The 20,550-nt window shown below is 71.7% G+C and carries 18 protein-coding genes; 10 read left to right on the forward strand and 8 right to left on the reverse strand.

The genetic code is table 11. From position 1 onward, the window contains the following. The first annotated feature begins 6 nt into the window (after nucleotides 1–6). Nucleotides 7–1,887, forward strand: a complete 1,881-nt coding sequence (locus SMD20_RS33930; protein WP_329589144.1) for an ABC transporter ATP-binding protein — start codon at nucleotides 7–9, stop codon at nucleotides 1,885–1,887. Here SMD20_RS33930 and SMD20_RS33935 read toward each other — a convergent pair. Continuing rightward, nucleotides 1,884–3,350, reverse strand: a complete 1,467-nt coding sequence (locus tag SMD20_RS33935) for an MFS transporter (RefSeq protein ID WP_329589146.1) — start codon at nucleotides 3,348–3,350, stop codon at nucleotides 1,884–1,886. The genes SMD20_RS33930 and SMD20_RS33935 overlap by 4 nt on opposite strands. Before the next feature lie 28 nt (nucleotides 3,351–3,378). Between SMD20_RS33935 and SMD20_RS33940 the strand changes: the two genes are divergently transcribed. Next, nucleotides 3,379–4,038: a TetR/AcrR family transcriptional regulator gene (locus SMD20_RS33940; protein ID WP_329592766.1), complete on the forward strand. Its 660-nt coding sequence runs from the start codon at nucleotides 3,379–3,381 to the stop codon at nucleotides 4,036–4,038. Then, nucleotides 4,035–4,781 (forward strand): methylenetetrahydrofolate reductase, encoded by a 747-nt coding sequence (locus tag SMD20_RS33945; RefSeq protein ID WP_329589149.1) that lies wholly within the window; start codon nucleotides 4,035–4,037, stop codon nucleotides 4,779–4,781. The genes SMD20_RS33940 and SMD20_RS33945 overlap by 4 nt, the downstream gene beginning before the upstream one ends. Here SMD20_RS33945 and SMD20_RS33950 read toward each other — a convergent pair. The 3 genes from SMD20_RS33950 to SMD20_RS33960 are packed head-to-tail and all read right to left on the reverse strand — an operon-like array spanning nucleotide 4,742 to nucleotide 9,006. Beyond that, a complete protein-coding gene (locus SMD20_RS33950) occupies nucleotides 4,742–6,223 on the reverse strand; it encodes an MFS transporter (RefSeq protein WP_329589151.1) in 1,482 nt (493 codons plus the stop codon). The two genes, SMD20_RS33945 and SMD20_RS33950, sit on opposite strands and share 40 nt — an antisense overlap. 44 nt (nucleotides 6,224–6,267) lie before the next feature. Then, nucleotides 6,268–6,930 carry a Crp/Fnr family transcriptional regulator gene (locus SMD20_RS33955; RefSeq protein WP_329589153.1) on the reverse strand — a complete coding sequence of 221 codons (663 nt, stop codon included), beginning with the start codon at nucleotides 6,928–6,930 and terminating at the stop codon, nucleotides 6,268–6,270. A gap of 33 nt (nucleotides 6,931–6,963) precedes the next feature. Further along, complete coding sequence (locus tag SMD20_RS33960) at nucleotides 6,964–9,006, reverse strand: adenylate/guanylate cyclase domain-containing protein (protein WP_329589155.1); 2,043 nt, start codon at nucleotides 9,004–9,006, stop codon at nucleotides 6,964–6,966. Nucleotides 9,007–9,201: 195 nt separating this feature from the next. Here SMD20_RS33960 and SMD20_RS33965 point away from each other — a divergent pair, with 195 nt between their 5' ends. Then, nucleotides 9,202–10,152 carry a hypothetical protein gene (locus SMD20_RS33965; RefSeq protein ID WP_329589157.1) on the forward strand — a complete coding sequence of 317 codons (951 nt, stop codon included), beginning with the start codon at nucleotides 9,202–9,204 and terminating at the stop codon, nucleotides 10,150–10,152. A 57-nt stretch (nucleotides 10,153–10,209) separates the two neighbouring features. Here the strand turns inward: SMD20_RS33965 and purL are convergent, their stop codons facing one another. The 4 genes from purL to purS form a co-directional block, all read right to left on the reverse strand. Next, nucleotides 10,210–12,459, reverse strand: coding sequence for a phosphoribosylformylglycinamidine synthase subunit PurL (gene purL / locus SMD20_RS33970; RefSeq protein ID WP_329589158.1), 2,250 nt, complete (start codon nucleotides 12,457–12,459; stop codon nucleotides 10,210–10,212). Then, the gene (gene purQ, locus SMD20_RS33975) at nucleotides 12,456–13,136 is read right to left on the reverse strand and encodes a phosphoribosylformylglycinamidine synthase subunit PurQ (RefSeq protein WP_329589160.1); all 681 of its coding nucleotides are present in this window, start codon (nucleotides 13,134–13,136) and stop codon (nucleotides 12,456–12,458) included. Before purQ ends, purL begins: the two co-directional genes overlap by 4 nt. Before the next feature lie 114 nt (nucleotides 13,137–13,250). Continuing rightward, nucleotides 13,251–13,637: an ATP-binding protein gene (locus tag SMD20_RS33980; RefSeq protein WP_329592768.1), complete on the reverse strand. Its 387-nt coding sequence runs from the start codon at nucleotides 13,635–13,637 to the stop codon at nucleotides 13,251–13,253. 218 nt (nucleotides 13,638–13,855) lie between these two features. After that, nucleotides 13,856–14,104, reverse strand: a complete 249-nt coding sequence (gene purS / locus SMD20_RS33985) for a phosphoribosylformylglycinamidine synthase subunit PurS (protein ID WP_329589162.1) — start codon at nucleotides 14,102–14,104, stop codon at nucleotides 13,856–13,858. Between the two features lie 225 nt (nucleotides 14,105–14,329). Here purS and pdhA point away from each other — a divergent pair, with 225 nt between their 5' ends. From pdhA to SMD20_RS34015, 6 genes are all read left to right on the forward strand, one after another. After that, on the forward strand, nucleotides 14,330–15,427 hold the full coding sequence (pdhA, locus tag SMD20_RS33990) for a pyruvate dehydrogenase (acetyl-transferring) E1 component subunit alpha (RefSeq protein ID WP_329589164.1): 1,098 nt from the start codon (nucleotides 14,330–14,332) through the stop codon (nucleotides 15,425–15,427). Then, nucleotides 15,424–16,404, forward strand: a complete 981-nt coding sequence (locus tag SMD20_RS33995) for an alpha-ketoacid dehydrogenase subunit beta (protein WP_329589166.1) — start codon at nucleotides 15,424–15,426, stop codon at nucleotides 16,402–16,404. The genes pdhA and SMD20_RS33995 overlap by 4 nt, the downstream gene beginning before the upstream one ends. A gap of 11 nt (nucleotides 16,405–16,415) precedes the next feature. Beyond that, on the forward strand, nucleotides 16,416–17,966 hold the full coding sequence (locus SMD20_RS34000) for a dihydrolipoamide acetyltransferase family protein (RefSeq protein WP_329589168.1): 1,551 nt from the start codon (nucleotides 16,416–16,418) through the stop codon (nucleotides 17,964–17,966). A 248-nt stretch (nucleotides 17,967–18,214) separates the two neighbouring features. Then, the gene (locus SMD20_RS34005; RefSeq protein ID WP_329589169.1) at nucleotides 18,215–18,832 is read left to right on the forward strand and encodes a DedA family protein; all 618 of its coding nucleotides are present in this window, start codon (nucleotides 18,215–18,217) and stop codon (nucleotides 18,830–18,832) included. Beyond that, a complete protein-coding gene (locus tag SMD20_RS34010; RefSeq protein ID WP_329589171.1) occupies nucleotides 18,816–19,901 on the forward strand; it encodes a sensor histidine kinase in 1,086 nt (361 codons plus the stop codon). Before SMD20_RS34005 ends, SMD20_RS34010 begins: the two co-directional genes overlap by 17 nt. Beyond that, nucleotides 19,892–20,536 (forward strand): response regulator transcription factor, encoded by a 645-nt coding sequence (locus SMD20_RS34015; RefSeq protein ID WP_329589173.1) that lies wholly within the window; start codon nucleotides 19,892–19,894, stop codon nucleotides 20,534–20,536. The genes SMD20_RS34010 and SMD20_RS34015 overlap by 10 nt, the downstream gene beginning before the upstream one ends. Nucleotides 20,537–20,550 lie beyond the last annotated feature (14 nt).

Genomic DNA, 20,550 nt, shown 5'->3' on the forward strand with positions numbered 1-20,550 from the left:
CATGCCATGAGCATGGAGATGACGGCCTGGCACCAGCTGTACTCGATGAACGACCAGCGGGAGCGTCGCCCCCTGTCGCGGGCGACGCTCCGGCGCATCGGCGGCTTCGCCCGGCCCCACCGGGCGAAGCTCGCCCTGTTCGTGCTGCTCAGCGTGGTGCTCGCGGGCCTCGCGGTGGCCGCGCCGCTGCTCGCGGGCCGGGTGGTGGACGCGATCTTCAACGCCGAGCCGTTCGGCGTGGTGGTCGCGGTGGCGGTGGCCATCGCCGGGATCGCCGTCGCCGAGGCGGGCCTCGGGCTGGTCAACCGGTGGCTGTCGGCCGGCATCGGCGAGGACCTGATCCTCGGGCTGCGCACCGCCGTCTTCGACCACGTGCAGCGGATGCCGATCGCCTTCTTCACCAGGACCCGTACCGGGGCGCTGGTCAGCAGGCTCAACAACGACGTGATCGGGGCGCAGCGGGCGTTCACCGACACCCTGTCCGGCGTGGTCGGCAACCTCGTGACGCTGGCGCTGACGCTCACCGCCATGATCGGCATCTCGTGGCAGATCACGCTGCTCGCGCTGCTGCTCCTGCCGGTGTTCGTGCTGCCCGCGCGGCGCATGGGGACGCGCGTCGCCCGGCTGCGCCGCGAGGCGGCCGACCACAACGCCGCCATGGGCACCCAGATGACCGAACGTTTCTCCGCGCCGGGAGCGACGCTGGTCAAGCTGTTCGGCCGGCCCGACCGCGAGTCGGCCGAGTTCGCCGCGCGGGCCCGCCGGGTCCGCGACATCGGCGTGCGCTCGGCCATGACCCAGTCGGCCTTCGTCACCGCGCTGACCCTGGTCTCGGCGCTCGCCCTGGCCCTCGTGTACGGGCTCGGCGGCTTCTACGCCCTGCGCGAGCAGCTCCAGCCCGGCGCGGTCGTCGCGATGGCCATGCTGCTCACCCGTCTGTACGCCCCGCTGACCGCCCTCGCCTCCGCCCGCATGGACATCATGAGCGCGGTCGTCAGCTTCGAGCGTGTCTTCGAGGTCCTGGACCTCAAGCCGCTCATCCAGGAGCGGCCCGGCGCGCGCGAGGTCCCGGCAGGCCCGGTCGCCGTCGAGTTCGACGACGTGCGCTTCGCCTACCCGTCGGCCGACAAGGTCTCGCTGGCCTCGCTGGAGGCGGTCGCCGTGCTCGACTCGCGCGGCGGCGAGGAGGTGCTGCACGGGATCTCGTTCCGGGCCGAACCCGGACAGGTCGTCGCCCTCGTCGGCTCCTCGGGCGCGGGCAAGTCCACGATCGCCCAGCTCCTGCCCCGCCTGTACGACGTCGACTCAGGCGCGGTCCGCCTCGCCGGTGTGGACGTGCGCGAGCTGTCGTTCGACTCCATCCGCGACACCCTGGGCCTGGTCACCCAGGACGGCCACCTCTTCCACGAGACGATCCGGGCCAACCTGCTCCTCGCCCGCCCCGAGGCGACCGAGGACGAGCTGTGGGACGCGCTCACCCGGGCCCGCCTCGCCACCCTCATCGCCTCGCTGCCCGACGGCCTCGACACGGTGGTGGGCGAGCGCGGCTACCGCCTGTCGGGCGGCGAGCGCCAGCGGCTCACGATCGCCCGCCTGCTGCTGGCCCAGCCCCGGGTGGTGGTCCTGGACGAGGCCACGGCGGCGCTCGACGCCACCTCCGAGGCCGCCGTGCAGGACGCGCTCGGCGAGGCCCTCGCGGGCCGGACCGCCGTGGTCATCGCCCACCGCCTGTCCACGATCCGCGCCGCCGACCTCATCCTGGTCGTCGAGGACGGCCGGATCGTCGAACGGGGCACCCACGCCGAGCTCCTGTCCGCCGGCGGCCGTTACGAGGAGCTCTACCGCACGCAGTTCGACGACCCCACGACCGCCGAGGCGTTCGCCTAGACGGCGCCGTGCCCGGCGGTCGCGGGGGCGGCGGCCCGAGGCTCCTCGGCCGCCGGGGTGCGGCGGGCGCGGAGGGCCCAGAGGGCGACCGGGATGGCGGACAGCATCACGACCGCCGCGATGACCAGCGTGAACCGGTACGCGTCGAGGAAGGCGGCCAGCGCGGGCAGGCCGCTCGCGCTCTGCCGGGAGCTGAGGATCGCCCCCAGGACGGTGATGCCGAGCAGGCCGAAGACCTCGCGCGAGACGTTCAGCATGCCCGAGGCCACGCCCGAGCGCCCGGCGGGCATGCTGTTCAGGACGGCCGCGGTGAGCGGCACGAGCAGGCCCGCGCCGAGGCCGTACAGGATGAACCACGGGCCGACGTCGGCGTAGCCGGCCTCGGCGCCGACGCCGGAGAGCAGGTAGACCGCCGACCCCATCAGGGCCAGGCCGAGCGCGACCGTCGGGCCGAGGCCGAACAGCCGGCTCGCCCGCTGCGACAGCAGCGCGACGACGGCGGTGACCAGGGCCATCGGCACGAACGAGGCGCCCGCCTCGGTGGGGGAGAAGCCGAGCACGTTCTGCAGCCACAGGGCGCTGAAGAAGTAGATCCCGAACACCCCGAACGACCAGATCCCGCTGGTGAGCAGCCCGCCGCTGAACACCCGCGACCGGAACAGCGACAGCACGAGCATCGGCTCGGCCGCCCGGGACTCGATCACCAGGAACGCCACGGCCGCCACCGCGGCCACCCCGAACGCGGCCAGGATCTCCGGCGAGGTCCATCCGGCCGCGTCGCCCTCGATCAGCCCGTACGTCAGCGCGACCAGCGCCAGCGCCGAGGTCACCAGCCCCGGCAGGTCCAGGCTGTGCCGCCGCCCACGCGGGGATGGCTTGATCGCCCAGAGCGCGAGCCCGACGGTGGCCACCCCGATCGGCACGTTGACCAGGTAGATCCAGCCCCAGTGCAGGTTCTCGCTGATGAACCCGCCGGTGACCGGCCCGAGCGCCATGGACAGCGCCCCGGTCGCGCTCCACACGCCCACGGCCCGCCCGCGTTCGCCGGGGTCGGGGAAGATCTGCCCGATCAGCGCCAGCGCCGTGGGGGTGAGCAGCGCGGCCCCCACGCCCTGCGCGGCCCTGGCCGCGATCAGCATGCCGCCGCTCGTGGCCAGCCCGGCGGCCAGCGACGAGGCGGTGAAGACCGCGAGGCCGGCCAGGAACACCCGCCGGGCCCCGAACACGTCCGCCAGCCGCCCGCCAACCAGCATGAGCCCGGCGAAGACCAGGATGTACGAGCTCACGATCCACTCCAGCCCGGAGACGGTCAGCCCGAGCTCCCGCTGGATCGTGGGCAACGCCACATTGCCCACATTGTTGTCCAAATAGGTCATGAAGGTGCCCAGAGTCACCGCGACCAACGCCCACCACCGCATGGCGACGCCTTCCTGTACGCCGTACTTGTACGCCGTACAGTTCAACGTGTACGCCGTATAGTTGTCAACCGTGATGGGAAAACTGACCGCGCGGGCGATCGCGGTGCGCGCCCTGGAGATCGGCGACGCCGAAGGACTCGACGCCGTGACGATCAGGCGTCTGGCCACCGAGCTGGGCGTGACCCCGATGGCCCTCTACTGGCACTTCAAGAACAAGGACCAGCTCCTCGCGGGCATGGCCGACCACCTCATCGCCGGCTTCGCGCCGAAGCCCGCCGACCAGCGCCCGTGGCAGGAGCAGCTCCGCGACCTCATGGTCGGGCTGATCCGCACGCTGCGCACGCACCCCTGCGCGAGGAGCGTCATCGAGCAGGTGGACGTCATCACCGTCCCGAACTTCCTGGCCGTCTGGAACCAGGCGCTCGGCGTCGGCCGCGACGCCGGGTTCAACGGTGACGAGAGCTGCCTCATCAGCCGTTACCTGCTCAACAGCGCCATCGCCATCGCCGACGCCCCCGCGCACCACCGCGCAGGACGCGAGGCCGCCTCCGCCGTCCAGGCCAAGCTCATCGGCCTGCAGTCGGTGCCGCGCGAGACCTACCCGCACATCGTGGAGATGGCCGTGCCGCTGGTGGAGGGCCCGGACCCGGAGCTGTACGACACCTTCGGCGTCGATCTCGTCCTGGCGGGCATCGAGGCGCTGGCCGGCCGGCGGCTAGGGTCGTCTTCGTGACCTTCGAGCTGATCTGCGAGATCGAACCCCCCACCAAGCCCGATCTGAAGCACGTCAGGCACCAGATCGGCACCATGAGCACGATCGCCCACTCGTTCCTCATCCCCGACAACCACATCGGCCGCGCGACCGTGTCGAGCGTGGCCGTGGCGCACGAGGTCGAGGCCATGGGCGGGCGCGGCATCGCCTGCCTCAACTCCCGCGACCGCAACCTGCTCGGCTTCCGGCGCGACCTGCTGACCGCCGCCGCCTACGGGGTCGACCAGTTCCTGTTCGTCTACGGCGACAAGCCGACGAGCGGCAACCGGACCAGCGACCTCACCGTGCGCTCGATGATCGAGGAGGCGCGGGCGTTCTCGCCGGACCTCCGGCTCGGCGCGGCGGCCGGGCTGCGCTCCCTGCCCGCGTGGAAGCACGCGGCCGACTTCCTGTTCCTCCAGGTCAGCTACTCGGTGGAGGCCCAGCTCCGGTGGCGTGACGAGCATCCGGCGGACGTGCCGGTCTACGCCGGGGTCATGGTCCTCGCCAGCGAGCGCCACGCCCGCACCCTGGGCGCCGCGATCCCCGACATCGGCATCCCCGACGACCTCGTCCGGCGGGTGGCGGCCGACCGCATGGCGGGCGTCGAGGCGGCCTGCGAGCAGGTGCTCGCGCTGCGCGAGTCGGGCGCGTTCGCCGGAGTTCACCTCATCCCGGTCTCCCGCTACCGCGACGTCGAGTCCAGGCTCTCCGCCGTGCTCTGACCGTCTTGACGGCCCCGCGCCAGCGCCGCCAGCAGCGCGCCCGCGACGGCGACCGCGAACAGCACCGCGTACGCCCGCTGGAAGCCGCCCATGAGCTGCCCGACGGCGACGGGCGAGAGCGTGGACAACGTTCCCGCGTACACCTGGGCGCGCAGCTCCGGCCCCACGGAGGCGGTGACCACGCTGAGCGACAGGCCGACGCTGATCACGACCCCCACGTTCATGATCATGATGCGGAAGCCGTTGACCACGCCCAGGCTGCCGCTCGGCAGCGCCGCCATGACCTGCGTGGTGTTGCCGGTCAGGAACGTCCCGCTGCCGCACCCGGCCACGAACAGGCCGAGCCCGGTCACCCAGTACGGCGTGGCCGGATCGGCCGTCAACATCAGCGTCCCGAGCCCCAGCGCGCTGAGCGTCGCCCCGCCGATCGACAGCGCGTACGGCGACACCCGCCGCCCCAGCAGCCCCACCAGCGGCGAGGCCAGCCCGATCCCGACCGGCACCGGCAGCACGCTGAGCCCCGCCGCGAACGCGTCCAGCCCCCGCGCGGCCTGGAAGTACAACGCCACCACGAGGATCAGCGCCGAGCGCGCGAGCGCGTTGCAGAACGAGGCCGCGTTCGCGTACGCCAGCAGCCGCCCGCCGAACAGCCGCAGGTCCAGCACCGGGTTCGGGGCCCGCCGCTCGGCCAGCACGACGAGCGGCACCAGCACCACGAACACCCCGGCCCCGGCCAGCACCACCGGGCTCGACAGCCCGCGCGAGCCCGCCTCCGACAGCGCGAGCAGCAGCGCCGACAGCGCGGCGAACAGCAGCACGTTGCCCGGCGCGTCCACCGGCTCGCGCGGCCCCCGGGGCATCTTGCGCAGGATCGCCGCGCCCCAGCCGAGCGCGAGCAGCCCGGCGGGGACGTTCACCCAGAAGATCCACTGCCAGCCGGCGGTCTCGGCGATGAGGCCGCCGACCGTGGGGCCGGCGAGCTGCGCCACCGAGAGCGTGCCGATGTAGACGCCCATGCCCTGGCTCAGCCGCTCGGGCGGGAAGGCGTCGGTGATGATCACGGTGCCGTTCGCCAGGATCATCGCCGCCCCGACCGCCTGCACCACGCGCATCGCGATGAGGAACCACACGTCCGGCGACAGCCCCGCGAGCAGCGAGGCCAGCGTGAACAGGGCGAACCCCGCTAAATACACCTCCCGCCTGCCCAGCAGGTCGGCCACCCGGCCGAAGAACACCAGGCTCGCCGTGTTGACCAGGAGGAACGACAGCAGGATCCAGCCGGACTCCGTCGGCCCGGCCGCGAAGTGCCGCACGACGGTGGGTAAGGCCACGTTGAGCGTGCTGCCGGCGATGCCGATGAGGACGAGCCCCAGGCTGGTGACCGAGCACGCCTTCCAGGCGTAGCGGAGGCGGTTGTCGTCTTGGGGGGTGACCGCGACCATGCACCCACTATGACGTACGACGTACGTCCGATTTGGTGGGGGTGTTACCTGGCGCGCTTTCTGAGGCCGTCGAGGTCGTGGATGACCACCCGCCGCCGCCCGGTCTCGATCAGCCCTCGGTCACGCAGCGTGCGCAGCGCCTTGCTGACCGCCTCCCGCGACGCGCCGGTCCAGCCCGCCAGCTCGTCCTGCGACAGCGGCAGCGCCACGCGCACCCCGCTGCTGGTCTTCTCGCCGTACCGTTCGGCCAGCTCGATCAGGCGGGTCGCGACCCGGCCGGTCGTGTCGTAGGCGCCGTACTCGACGCGCTTCCTGTCGGAGTCGCGCAGCCGGCCGGTGACGAGCTTCATGAGCAGCACCGCGATCCGCCCGTGGGCCTCCAGGAACGCCGGGAAGTCGCGCACCACGATGCCGCTGATCGGCTCCAGCGCGGTGACCGTGGCCGAGCGCGGCGAGCCGTCGATGGCGGACATGTCGCCGAGCAGGCCGCCGGGCCCGCGTACGGCCAGCACCACCTCGTTGCCGCCGCTCGTGTGGGAGGACACTTTGACCCGGCCGTCGAGCAGCACGAGCACCCAGTCGGCGAGGTCGCCCTCGTTCATCACGGCGGTGCCGCGATCCCAGCGGCGCAGGCGCCCGGCGGCGCGCAGGGCCTGCGCCTCCTCGTCGGTGAGCATGGACAGGAACTCGCCTGGCTCTGGCTCCATGCGCCCGATTATGTCGGTACGAGCCCCGCCCATCTACGGCAAACTCGTCAGAACGTACGCCGCGACGAGCTCTTCCTTGCCCTTCAGGCTCAGCCGCCCCAGAGGGCTGACCGTCGCGCCCTCACCGAGCTGCTTGAGCGTCGTCTCGCCGATGACGACCGTGCCCGGCTCGGCGATGCCCTCCAGCCGGGCGGCCACGTTGACGCAGTCGCCCATCGCGTTGAAGCCGCGCAGCTCGGGGCTGCCGATGTTGCCGACGAGGGCGGGCCCGGTGTTGACCCCCACCCGGAACGTCGGCCACGGCACGTCGTCCACCCGCTTCCACGCCATCTCCTCGGCCACCTCGGCCGCGGCCTGCTGCATGGCCAGCGCGGCCCGGCAGGCGGCCCGCGCGTGGTCCGCCTGCGCCGCCGGGGCGTTGAACAGCGCGAGCAGCGCGTCGCCGACGAACTGCACGATCGTGCCGCCGTTGTCGAGGATGCACGGCACGGCGGCCGTGTGGTAGCGGTTGAGCATCTCGACGATCTCGCCGGGCGTGACCTTCTCCGAGAACGTCGTGAAGCCCTTGAGGTCGGCGAAGAGCGCGGTCAGCTCGCGCAGCTCGCCGCCGAGCGCCGCCTGTGCGGGGTCGGCCAGCAGCGCGTGCGCCACGTCCGGCGACATGTACTGGTGGAACAGCGTGTGCAGCTCGCGGTAGAGGCGGGCGTTCTCCAGCGAGAGGGAGAGCTGACCGGCGAGCGTGGCGGCCAGCGCCTCGTCCTGGCCGGTCCGGCCGACCGGCACCTCCAGCACGCCCGCCAGCCTGCCCTTGACGGTGAGCGGGAAGGCCAGCAGGTGGTCGCGGCGGATCGGCTCGCCTGCACGTGCCAGGAGATCGCCGGTGAAGGCGTACTCGCGCGAGCCGACCTGCGTCCGGCCGTCGGCCACCAGCCCGATCTTGACGTCCCCGTACGCCTGCCGCACCCGCTCCAGGGACGAGGCCAGCAGCTCGTCCTCCGGCAGGCCGACCTTGGTCCGGGCGCTGACGTCCACCAGGGCCGCCAGCCGGGCCGACAGCTCGCGCTCGTTCGCGAGGGCCGCGCCCGCCCGGTCCAGCACCGCGGTCTGGCTCTCGTTGAGCCGGAACTTGCCCGACAGGCGGGTCGCCGCCAGCGGCTCGCCCCTGCGTACGGCCTCGACCAGCTCCTCCAGCGCCCGGTCGTAGTCCTGCGTGATCCGCCGTACGGTCGCCGCGAGCGTCACCGAGTCGAACAGCCCCGCGCTCGACCCCTCGCGCCGGAACTGCAGGTAGGCGCTGTAGGCCACGAAGACGAAGGCCAGGGTCAGCAGCAGGTGCCACTCCCACCACGACAGGTGCCAGTTGAGCTGCGACATGCCGGCGACCATCGACTCGGCCAGCAGCGCGTACGCGGTGATGAGGCTGATCAGCATGGCCGACGGCCGCCGCCGGTGGATGAGGAACATCATCACGCTGGCGGCGGCGTACAGCAGCAGGCCGGGGATCGAGCCCCAGGCGAGCCAGGGCACCGGCGTCAGGGAGGGCGGCTCGCTGAGCGCGGTCAGCCCCGGCACCAGCGAGGCGACGCCCCACACCACCATGAAGCCGACCAACGCCGCGCGGATCACCTGTTGCGCGCCCAGCACCCGCGCGGCCGCCTGCTCGCCGAGCGGCAGCGCCGAGGCGAAGGCGAACACGGCGGCGGCCGACAGGCCCACCTGCTGCCCGATGTCGAAGCCGAGCGAGCCGGTGTGCAGGATGATCATCGGCGTGGCCAGGCCGTGCATGAAGAAGAAGCCGGCGCTGCTCAGGAAGACCATGGACACGAGGAACAGGCGGGCGTCGCGGCGGCGGCGCGAGGCTTCGCTGATCATCAGGCCGAGCGCCACGTTGATCCCGGCGACCGCGACGATCAGCCAGAAGTGGCTCGGGTTGTGCTGCCAGGGGATGTTGACGGAGTCGTTGGCGAGCAGGAGCCAGAGGCCCAGCATGGGCAGGACCAGGTGGATCGCCCAGACTGCGCCGCGCACCGGCTGGGTGGCCGGCGGCAGGTAGGGGGCGGGATCGGCGCTAGGCACAAGCCGATTATCCACGCGAGTCCGGTGCGGCGACTGTGCCGTTTTACTCACCCGAGTCACCGACAATCGGTCAACTTGGTAAGTAACGCTTTGCAGTGTGACAAATACGTTATGTAGTTTCTGCCAACCTCTGGACCGTTCGAAACGTGCTTCTCATGCATCTCCTATGAAACATCCGTCGCTGGAAGGACAGCCGTGGCTATCAAGATCGGCGGTGGGCGTGCGCTCACCCTCGCCACTGTCGGAGCGCTCGCCGCCTCGCTCCTCGCGGTCGGTGGCGTCGCCACCGCATCGTCGGCGAGCAACCAGGTCACCGCGTGCGTGAACAAGAAGACCCGCTACGCGCGCATCGTGAACCCGACCACGAAGTGCCGCACCACCGAGATCCGCGTGCTCATCGGCGGCGGCAGCGAGGCCACCACGAACTCCGTCACCGTCGGCCCCAAGGGTGACACGGGCCCGCAGGGCCCGAAGGGTGACGCCGGCCCCCAGGGTCCGCAGGGCCGCCCCGGTCTGAAGGGCGCGACCGGCCCGCAGGGCCCCAAGGGCGACACCGGCCCCGCCGGCCCCCAGGGCCCGCAGGGTCCGAAGGGTGACGACGGCAAGAACGGCCAGGACGGCAAGGACGGCCAGGACGGCAAGAACGGGCTCCCCGGCAAGGACGGCCAGGACGGCAAGAACGGCCAGCAGGGCCCGAAGGGCGACACCGGCCCCGCCGGCCCGCAGGGCCCGAAGGGTGAGACCGGTCCTCGCGGCCCGCAGGGTGACGACGGTCCTCGCGGCTACAAGGGCCAGGACGGCGAGGACGGTAAGAGCGCCTACGAGATCTGGCGCAGCCAGCCGGGCAACGGCAACAAGACCGTGTCCCAGTTCCTGGAGTCCCTGAAGGGCCCGAAGGGTGACAAGGGCGACTCCGGCACGGGCGGTGGCAGCATCACCCCCACCACTTACACCGCTCAGGTGAACGGCAAGGCCGCGCAGGTCTCCTGCCCTGACGGCAAGTCCGCGACCGGCGGCGGCTACACCACCAACGCCAACGGCAAGGCGATCAAGAACGCCCCCATGAGCTCCAACGGCCGGCCGGCCGGCTGGCTGGTCGAGTTCGACGGGAACACCAGCGGCACCGTCTACGTGATCTGCATCTGACCCGCGCGCGAAAGGGCCGGCACGGGAAACCCGTACCGGCCCTTCGCTCGTCCAGGATCAGCCGAACAGCGCGGGCAGCGCCCCCTGGTGCGTCTCCCGCAGCTCCTCGACCGGCACCTCGAACACGTCCTCGACCACCAGCGACGCCCCGCCGGTGACCCCGAGCCCGTAGCACGGCACGTCGTGCCGCCCGCACAGCGAGGCGAACTCGTCGTACGCCTCCGGCCGCACCACGACCAGCGCCCGCGCCGCCGACTCGCTGAACAGGTCGATGAAGGGGTCGCCGGACAGCGTCACGTTCGCCCCGACGCCCCGCGCCAGGCACGACTCGGCCAGCGCCACCGCGAGCCCGCCGTCGGACAGGTCGTGCGAGCCCTCCAGCAGGCCGCGCCTGGCCGCCTCCACGAGCACGGCGCCGAGCGCCTGCTCGGCCTCCAGGTCCGCCTGCGGCGGCAGCCCGCCCAGGTGACGGTGGACGACGTGCGCCCACTCCGAGCCGCCGAACTCCTCGCGCGTGTCGCCGAGCAGCACCACGCGCAGCCCCTCGGCGACGAACCCGGTGGGCACCCGCTTGGCGACGTCCTCGATGACGCCGAGCACGCCCACGACCGGGGTCGGGTTGATGGCGGTCGCGCCCGTCTGGTTGTAGAAGGAGACGTTGCCGCCGGTCACCGGCACACCGAGGGTCCGGCAGGCGTCGGCGAGGCCGCGCGTGGCCTCGGCGAACTGCCACATGACCTCGGGGTCCTCGGGCGAGCCGAAGTTGAGGCAGTTGGTGACGGCCAGCGGCTCGGCCCCGGTCACCGCGACGTTGCGGTAGGCCTCGGCGAGCGCGAGCTGCGCCCCCGCGTACGGGTCGAGCTTGGCGTAACGCCCGTTGCCGTCGGTGGCGAGCGCGATGCCCCGGGTCGTCGGCTCGGCGCCGGCGATGGCCTCGGAGATGCGCAGCATGCCGGCGTCGGCCGGCTGCGCCAGGACCGTGTTGGACCGGACGTAGCGGTCGTACTGGTCGGTCACCCACTCCTTGGAGGCCAGGTTGGGCGAGCCGAGCAGCCGCAGCAGCGTCTCCCGCAGGTCCGCGGGCCGCTCCAGGCGGTCGGGGGTGTCGGCGTTGAGCGCGGACTGCCCGGCCGGCTCGTGGTAGGGCCGCTCGTAGACCGGCCCCTCATCGGCGGCAGTGCCCGGCGGGATGTCCACGATGACCTCGCCGTCCCACGTCATGACGAGCCGGCCGGTGTCGGTGACCTCGCCGATGACGGTGGCGGGGACGTCCCACTTGGCGCAGATCTCCATGAACGCCGGGATGTCGTCGGGCCGGACCACGGCCATCATGCGCTCCTGCGACTCGCTCATGAGGATCTCCTCGGGGCGGAGCGAGGGGTCGCGGAGCGGCACCAGGTTGAGGTCGACCTGCATGCCGCCGGTGCCCTTGGCAGCCAGCTCGGTCGTGGCGCAGGAGACGCCGGCCGCGCCGAGGTCCTGGATGCCGACGACCACGTCGGCCGCGTACAGCTCCAGGCAGCACTCGATGAGCAGCTTCTCCATGAACGGGTCGCCCACCTGAACGGCGGGCCGCTTGGCCTGCGACTCGTCCTCGAACGTGGCGCTGGCCAGCACGCTCGCCCCGCCGATGCCGTCGGGGCCGGTGGACGCGCCGAACAGCACGACCTTGTTGCCGGGGCCGGGCGCGGTGGCGAGCTTGATCTGGTCCTTGCGCAGCAGGCCCACGCACAGGGCGTTGACCAGCGGGTTGCCGAGGTAGCAGGGGTCGAAGACGACCTCGCCGCCGATGTTGGGCAGGCCCAGGCAGTTGCCGTAGCTGCTGATGCCCTCGACCACGCCGGGCAGCACCCGGCGGGTGTCGACCGCGTCGGCCGCGCCGAAGCGCAGGGAGTCCATGACGGCGATCGGGCGGGCGCCCATCGACATGATGTCGCGGACGATGCCGCCGACGCCGGTGGCCGCCCCCTGGTGGGGCTCGACGTAGGACGGGTGGTTGTGCGACTCGATCTTGAACGTGGCCGCCCAGCCGTCGCCGATGTCGACCACGCCCGCGTTCTCGCCCATGCCGACCAGCAGCGCCTCGGACTTGGGCGCCTTGGTGGCGAACTGCTTGAGATGCACCTTGGACGACTTGTACGAGCAGTGCTCGGACCACATGACGCTGTAGATGGCCAGCTCGGAGCCGGTCGGGCGGCGGCCGAGGATCTGCTTGACCCGGTCGTACTCGTCCTGCTTCATGCCGAGCTCGGCGAAGGGCATCGGCTCGTCGGGCGTCCCTGACGCCCGCTCAACGGTGTCGGTCATGCGTTCACCAGGCTCTTGAGAATGGAGGTGAAGAAGCCGAGGCCGTCGGTGCTCGGCGCGCCGACGAGGTCCTCGACCGCGTGCTCGGGGTGCGGCATGAGGCCGACGACGTTGCCGGCCGCGTTGCTGATGCCGGCGATGTCGTTGAGCGAGCCGTTGGGGTTGCCGAGGTAACGCACGACCACCTGGCCGCCCGCCTCCAGCTCGGCGAGGGTGTCGGCGGAGGCGACGTAGCGGCCCTCGCCGTGCTTGATCGGCAGCGTGATCTCCTGGCCCTCGTCGAAGGAGTTGGTCCAGGAGGTCGAGACGCGCTCGACGCGCAGCCGCTGGTCGCGGCAGACGTAGTGCAGCGAGGCGTTGCGGGTCAGCGCGCCGGGCAGCAGGTGCGCCTCGCAGAGGATCTGGAAGCCGTTGCAGGTGCCGATGACCGGCAGCCCGGCCTTGGCGGCCGGGATCAGCTCGTCCATCAGCGGCGCGAAGCGCGAGATGGCGCCGCAGCGCAGGTAGTCGCCGTAGGAGAAGCCGCCGGGCAGGAACACGGCGTCCACTCCCTTCAGGTCGTGGTCGGCGTGCCACAGCGGCACCGCCTCCGCGCCCACGAGGCGCACGGCTCTGGCGGCGTCCTGGTCGTCGAGAGTTCCTGGAAACGTGACTACGCCCACACGGGCAGCGCTCATGACAGTCGTCCCCTCCGAGGATGCGCACGCGCGCGCCACCGTCGATGCGGGGTGACGGTGGTCTGCGGCGGTCACTTCAGCGTATCGGAGGCGCCCAGATGCGCGGTATCGCGGTCAGACGGCGGCGAGCTCCCGGGGGCGGGCCACGGCCTCTTCGTCCCAGTCGAGCGATTTGCGCAGGTGAACGGTGGTGCCACGGCCCGGCGTGATGCCGAACGAGATCTCGTCCACGACGGAGCGCATGATCAGCAGCCCACGGCCGTTCTCGGTGTCGGGAGGGGGGAAGCCCGGCGGGATCGACGGCACGCCCGTGCCGCTGTCCGCCACCCGGACGTCGCACTGGCCGTAGCCGATCGACGCGCTCACCTCGTAGCGGTTGGCGGGCCCCCCGTGCCGAACCGCGTTGGAGCATGCCTCGGAGACGGCGAGCAGCATGTCGGCGATGCAGGTCTCGCTCACGTTGAGCGACCTCATGGCATCGCCGAGCACCCGCCTGACCATCGGTATGCCGATCGCATCCCGAGGCAGTGCCAACGAGAACTCAATATCCACCGGACTCCTCCGGGCGCCAGAATGTCACCTGGAGTAGATTTCCCTGTGAAAACGGGGCTAACCGCAAAATCACGCTGTTGTTATTCACTGTTGGTGACCCCGTGGCATTGTGGCACGTCGGCACCCGGCTTTAAGCGGCCACGAGGAAAACGGGACGCCAAATCTCCCTACTGCTCCTCGACCCGGACGGCGTAGTCCTCGATCACGGTGTTGGCCAGCAGGGTCTCGGCCATCTTGCGGACCTCGTCCAGCGCCGCCGCGTCGGCCGGGCCGTCCAGCTCGACCTCGAAGCGCTTGCCCTGGCGGACCGACGAGACGCCGGAGAAGCCGAGACGGGGCAGCGCCTGCGCGATCGCCTGGCCCTGCGGGTCGAGGATCTCGGGCTTCAGCATGACCTCGACGATGACGCGCGCCACTGTTCCTCCTGCGTGCGACGGGGTTGGGAAAGCCAGCCTACCGGGGGCGTGTGGCCGACGGCACAACGGGAACGGGGGAGAGATGGGGCTTGCGCGGAGGGCTGTGACGTCTGCCACGATGTTCCCAAACGCGTACGAACCACCACCAGTTGGTTCATCGCCAAGAAGGCTGGCCTAAGGTGGCAACCCCGTCCGGACCAGCCCCGACGCACAGGAGAGTGGCACGTGACACTCGACGCCTCTCGCGGTGCTCACCAAGAAGCACCTCCGGAGCTCGTCCAGCTGCTCACCCCCGAGGGGGAGCGGGTCGAGCACCCTGACTACGACGTCGATCTCACCCCGGAAGAGGTCCGGTCGCTCTACCGCGACCTGGTGCTCGTCCGGCGCATCGACCTGGAGGCCGTGGCGCTGCAGCGCCAGGGCGAGCTCGGCATCTGGGCCTCGCTGCTCGGCCAGGAAGCCGCCCAGATCGGCTCGGGCCGGGCGCTGACCGACAGCGACATGGCGTTCCCCACCTACCGCGAGCACGGCGTGGCGTGGTGCCGCGACGTCGACCCGGTCAAGCTGCTCGGGCTGTTCCGCGGCGTCAACCACGGCGGATGGGACCCCCAGGAGCACAACTTCCACCTCTACACGATCGTCATCGGCAGCCAGACCCTGCACGCCGTCGGCTACGCGATGGGCATCCAGCGCGACGACGCCAGCGCCGCCACGATCGTCTACTTCGGCGACGGCGCCACCTCCCAGGGCGACGTGAACGAGTCCTTCATCTGGGCCAGCGTGTTCAACGCGCCGATCGTGTTCTTCTGCCAGAACAACCAGTGGGCCATCTCCGAGCCGTTGGAGAAGCAGACCCGCATCCCCCTCTACCGCCGCGCCTCCGGCTTCGGCTTCCCCGGGGTCCGGGTCGACGGCAACGACGTGTTCGCCTGCCTCGCCGTCACGCGCAAGGCGCTGGAGGCGGCGCGCACCGGGCAGGGGCCGACGCTCATCGAGGCGTTCACGTACCGGATGGGCGCCCACACCACGACCGACGACCCGACGCGCTACCGGGTCGCCAGCGAGCTGGAGGCGTGGAAGCTCAAGGACCCCATCGAGCGGGTGAAGGCTTACCTGTTCAAGAACGAGCTGGCCGACCAGGAGTTCGTCGACTCCGTCGACGAGGAGGCCGGGCAGCTCGGCGCCGACCTGCGGCGGCGCTGCCTCGCGCTGCCCGACCCGCAGCCGCTCGACATCTTCGACCACGTCTACCGCGAGCCCCACGCGCTGATCGACCAGGAGCGCGCCCAGTTCGCCGCGTATCTGGAGGGGTTCGAGAAGTGACGGTTCTGAGCTTGTCGAAAGCCCTGAACGAGGGCATGCGCAAAGCCATGGAGGACGACCCCAAGGTCCTCATCATGGGCGAGGACGTCGGCAAGCTGGGCGGCGTCTTCCGCGTCACCGACGGCCTGCAGAAGGACTTCGGCGAGGACCGCGTCATCGACACGCCGCTCGCCGAGTCCGGCATCATCGGCACCGCGATCGGCCTGGCGCTGCGCGGCTACCGGCCGGTGTGCGAGATCCAGTTCGACGGCTTCGTCTTCCCGGCCGCCGACCAGATCATCACGCAGCTCGCCAAGATGCCCATGCGGTCGCTGGGCGCGATCAAGCTGCCGGTGGTCGTACGCATCCCGTGCGGCGGCGGCATCGGCGCGGTCGAGCATCACAGCGAGTCCCCCGAGGCGTACTTCACCCACACCTCCGGGCTGCGCGTGGTCGCCTGCTCCAACCCGGCGGACGCGTACACGATGATCCAGCAGGCCATCCGCTGCGACGACCCGGTGGTGTTCTTCGAGCCCAAGCGCCGCTACTGGGAGAAGGGCGACATCGACACCACCTCGTCCGACTGGTGGACGCCGTTCGACGCGGCCAAGGTCGTACGGGCCGGGGCCGACGCCACGCTGCTGGCGTACGGGCCGATGGTGAAGACCTGCCTGGAGGCCGCGGCGGCGGCCGAGGACGAGGGGCGCTCCCTGGAGGTCGTGGACCTGCGCTCGCTCAACCCGCTGGACGAGGCGGTGATCATGGAGTCGGCGCGCCGCACCGGCCGGGTCGTGGTCGTCCATGAGGCGCCCGTCTACAACGGCTTCGGCGCCGAGCTGGCCGCCCGCGTCACCGAGCAGTGCTTCTACCACCTGGAGGCCCCGGTGCTGCGGGTCGGCGGGTTCTCCACTCCCTACCCGCCGTCGAAGCTGGAGGAGCACTACCTGCCCGACCTGGACCGGGTGCTCGACGCCGTCGACCGGGCCTTCGGGTTCTGAGAGGGGGGTTCATGCGACGCGAGTTCAGGCTCCCCGACGTCGGTGAGGGGCTGACCGAGGCCGAGATCGTCCGCTGGCACGTCCAGCCGGGCGACGAGGTCAAGGTCAACCAGATCGTGGTCGAGATCGAGACCGCGAAGTCGATCGTGGAGCTGCCGATCCCGTGGGACGGCGTGGTGTCCGGCCTGCTGGCCGACGAGGGCCTGACGGTGGAGGTGGGCCGGCCGATCATCGCCGTGGACACGGCGGAAGAGCCCCGCGAGACCCCGCCGCCCGCCGGTACGTCGGCCGGGTCGGCGGCGGGTCCGGCCGGGCCGGCGGGCCAGGCGAAGGCCCTGGCCGAGGACCTGGTGCCCAACCCTCCGGCGGAGGGCGCGGTCGAGCCCGGCGCCCACGGCAGCCCGGCCCCGAAGGAGGAGCGCCAGGCGGTGCTGGTCGGCTACGGCGTCAAGACCGGCGCCACCAGACGCCGCCCCCGCAAACGCCCCGCCACCACCGCCGACGGCCTGCCCCCGGAAGCCGCCGCCCCGGAAGCCCCCGCCCCCGAAGCCCCCACCACGGGCGCTCCGAGCACGGGCGCCCCTTCCGCCGGCGCTCCGGCCGCGGAGGCGCCCGCCCCCTCGATCCCCGCCGCTCCGGTGGCCAACCCGAGGCGCGTGGAGGTGGCGCCCGTACCCGTCCATGAGGCGCCCGGCCCCATCACGGTGCTGGCCAAGCCGCCGGTCCGCAAGCTGGCCAAGGACCTCGGCGTGGACCTCACCACGGTCACGGGCACCGGCCCGCAGGGCTCCATCACGCGGGACGACGTCCACGCCGCGGCGGCCGCACAGGCCCCGGCCCCGGAGACGGCCGCCCCCGGGCAGCGGGAGGAGCGCGTCCCCGTCAAGGGCGTGCGCAAGATGATGGCCCAGGCTATGGTCGCCAGCGCCTACACCGCTCCGCACGTCACGGAGTTCCTCCAGATCGACGTGACCGGCACCATGGAGGCCGTCAGGCGGCTGCGCGCCCTGCCGGACTTCGCCGAGGTCAAGGTGAGCCCGCTGCTGCTGGTGGCCAAGGCCGTCCTGACGGCGGCCCGCCGGCATCCGATGGTCAACTCCTCCTGGGACGAGCAGGCCCAGGAGATCGTCGTCAAGCACTACGTCAACCTGGGGATCGCCGCCGCCACCCCCCGGGGCCTGGTGGTGCCCAACATCAAGGACGCGCACACCCTCTCCCTGCCCGACCTGGCCCGGAGCCTGGCCGAGCTGACGGAGACGGCCCGCGCGGGACGTACGCAGCCGGCCGAGATGGCGGGCGGGACGATCACGATCACCAACGTCGGCGTGTTCGGCGTGGACACCGGCACCCCCATCATTAACCCGGGCGAGGCCGCCATCCTCGCCTTCGGCCAGGTGCGGGACCTGCCGTGGGTGGTGGACGGCGAGCTCGCCGTACGCAAGGTGACGACACTGTCCCTGTCGTTCGACCACCGGATCGTGGACGGCGAGCTGGGCTCACGCTTCCTGCGTGACATCGGCGACATGCTGGAGGACCCGCTCCGCATCATGGCGTGGAGCTGAAACAAGGGAGCTGAGCTGAGACAAGGGTGATCGCCGGGAGGACCCCTCCCCCGGCGATCACCACGGGCCCGGCAGGAGAGCGCGCATGCTCCCCGCGGCAGGCCCGTACGAGGCGAGCCACACGGTTGCCTTCATGACGTCAGAGACGCCACCCACCCCATCTGATACATCTCCTGTGGTTTTCCACACCTTTGACCGGCCGTCCGCCTCATGGTGGCCGTACCCTGGTCGTTCCTAGTCTCTGGTGCATGACGGAATGGCTGATCGACCTGATGGAGATGCTCGGCGCGCCGGGAGCCGGGATCGCGATCGCGCTGGAGAACCTCTTCCCGCCCCTGCCCAGCGAGGTGATCCTGCCGCTGGCCGGCTTCACCGCCTCCCGGGGAGAGATGAACCTGCTCGCCGTGCTGTTGTGGACCACCGCCGGCTCGGTGATCGGGGCCCTGATGCTGTACGGAGTGGGCGCGATGCTCGGCCGGGAGCGCACGCTGGCCCTGGCCGCCCGGATCCCGCTGCTGAAGGTCTCCGACATCGCCAGGACGGAGGCGTGGTTCCTCAAGCACGGGCGCAAGACGGTGTTCTTCGGCCGGATGATTCCCATCTTCCGCAGCCTGATCTCCGTTCCCGCCGGGGTGGAGCGCATGCCGCTGGGCGTCTTCACGCTCCTGACCACGGCCGGCAGCCTGCTCTGGAACACCGTCTTCGTGCTGGCCGGGTGGATGCTGGGCGAGAACTGGGAGCTGGTGGAGACCTACGTCGGCGTCGGCACCAACGCGGTCATCGCCACGGTGGCGCTGGCGGTGCTGGTCTTCGCAGGCACGCGGCTGGCTCAGCGGCGCAAGGGGCGGCATGCGGTCGGTGCTTAACGGGCCGAGGCTCGTCGGGGCGGTGGCCGCCGGTGCGGTCACCGCCCTCGTGGGGTTGCTGTTCGTCTTGGTGGCGGCGCCGTTCGCGGACCGTCCCGCGGTGCGGGCGGCGGCCGCCCGGCTGGTCCGGCTTGAGCTGTGGCGGCTGGGCCTGGACCTCTCCGGCAGGAACGAGGAGGGCGAGCTGCGTTACCTCGCCGCCCGTACGCCCGTGGGCGTGCTGGGCGGCATCGTGGTGCTGCTGCTCGTGATCGGCCTTGGCACGGCGGTCATGCTGGCGTGGTCGTGGGGGCGCGGGGAGGCGTTCGACGGCATGCTGCCCACCGCGCCGCTGGTGGCCTACATTTCGGTGTCGGGCTGCGTCCTGCTGTTCCTGGACGTGTGCGGCCTGGTGGGGGTGGAGGCGCTGGAGCGGCGGCTGGCCGTACGGCTGCTCGCCCCCGACCCGGTGGAGGCGCTGCGGCGGCGGATCGACGAGCTGACCGTGAGCCGGGCCGGGGTGGTCGCGGCGGTCGACGCCGAACGGCGGCGCATCGAGCGTGACCTCCACGACGGGGTGCAGCAGCGGCTGGTGGCGCTGTCCATGCTCGCGGGACGCGCCCGCCGGGGCCGCCCCGAGCTGCTGGAACAGCTCCACGAGCAGGCCCAGCAGGCCCTGGCGGAGCTGCGCGAGGTGGCCTGGCGGGTCTACCCGTCGGGGCTGGACGCCCACGGTCTGGCGGAGGCGCTGGCCGGAGTGGCCGAGCGGTCGTCGGTCGCGGTCAAGGTGACCTGCGAGCTGCCGGAGCGGCCCGGGGCGGTGGTGGAGGCCGCCGCGTACTTCGTGGCCAGCGAGGCGGTGACGAACGCGGCCAAACACTCCGGAGCCACCCTGGTGACCATCGACGTACGCCGGCAGGCCACCATGGTCGTCGTGCGAGTGGAGGACGACGGCGCAGGCGGGGCCGACGCGACCGGCGGCGGGCTGACCGGCCTGGCGCAGCGGGTGGCCGCCCTGGACGGCCGGTTCACCCTGACCAGCCCGCCCGGCGGGCCGACCGTGATCGAAGCGGAGTTGCCGTGCGCGTGATGCTGGCCGAGGACTCGGCCCTGCTGCGGGAGGGCCTGGTGCGGCTGCTGAAGGAGGAAGGTCACGACGTGCCGGCCGCGGTGGGCGACGCCGACTCGCTGCTCCGGGCGGTGGCCGCCGAGCGGCCCGACGCCGTGGTGGTGGACGTACGGATGCCGCCCACCCACACCGACGAGGGCCTGCGCGCCGCCCTGGAGATCCGGCGGCGCTGGCCGGAGGTCAAGGTGCTGGTGCTGTCGCAGTACGTCGAGAAGAAGTACGCCACCGAGCTGATGAGCGGCAGCATCGACGGCGTCGGCTACCTGCTGAAGGACCGCGTGGCCCAGGTCGGCGACTTCCTGGACGCGCTCGACCGGGTGGGCGCGGGCGGGACGGCGTTCGACCCGGAGGTGGTGCGCCAGTTGCTCGCGCGCACCAGCAACACCGACCCGCTGGCGCAGCTCACCGCCCGCGAGCGCCAGGTGCTGGAGCTGATGGCGCAGGGACTGACCAACGCCTCCATCGCCCAGTCGCTGCACGTGTCGCAGAGCGCGGTGGAGAAGCACGTCAACGCCCTGTTCGACAAGCTCGCGCTGTCGCACACCACCGGCTACAGCCGCCGGGTCCTCGCGGTGCTGCGTTACCTCGGCTCCTGAGCCGGCGTCGATAG

Source organism: Nonomuraea sp. LP-02, assembly GCF_036289125.1.
GTDB classification, from domain to species: Bacteria; Actinomycetota; Actinomycetes; order Streptosporangiales; family Streptosporangiaceae; genus Nonomuraea; species Nonomuraea bangladeshensis.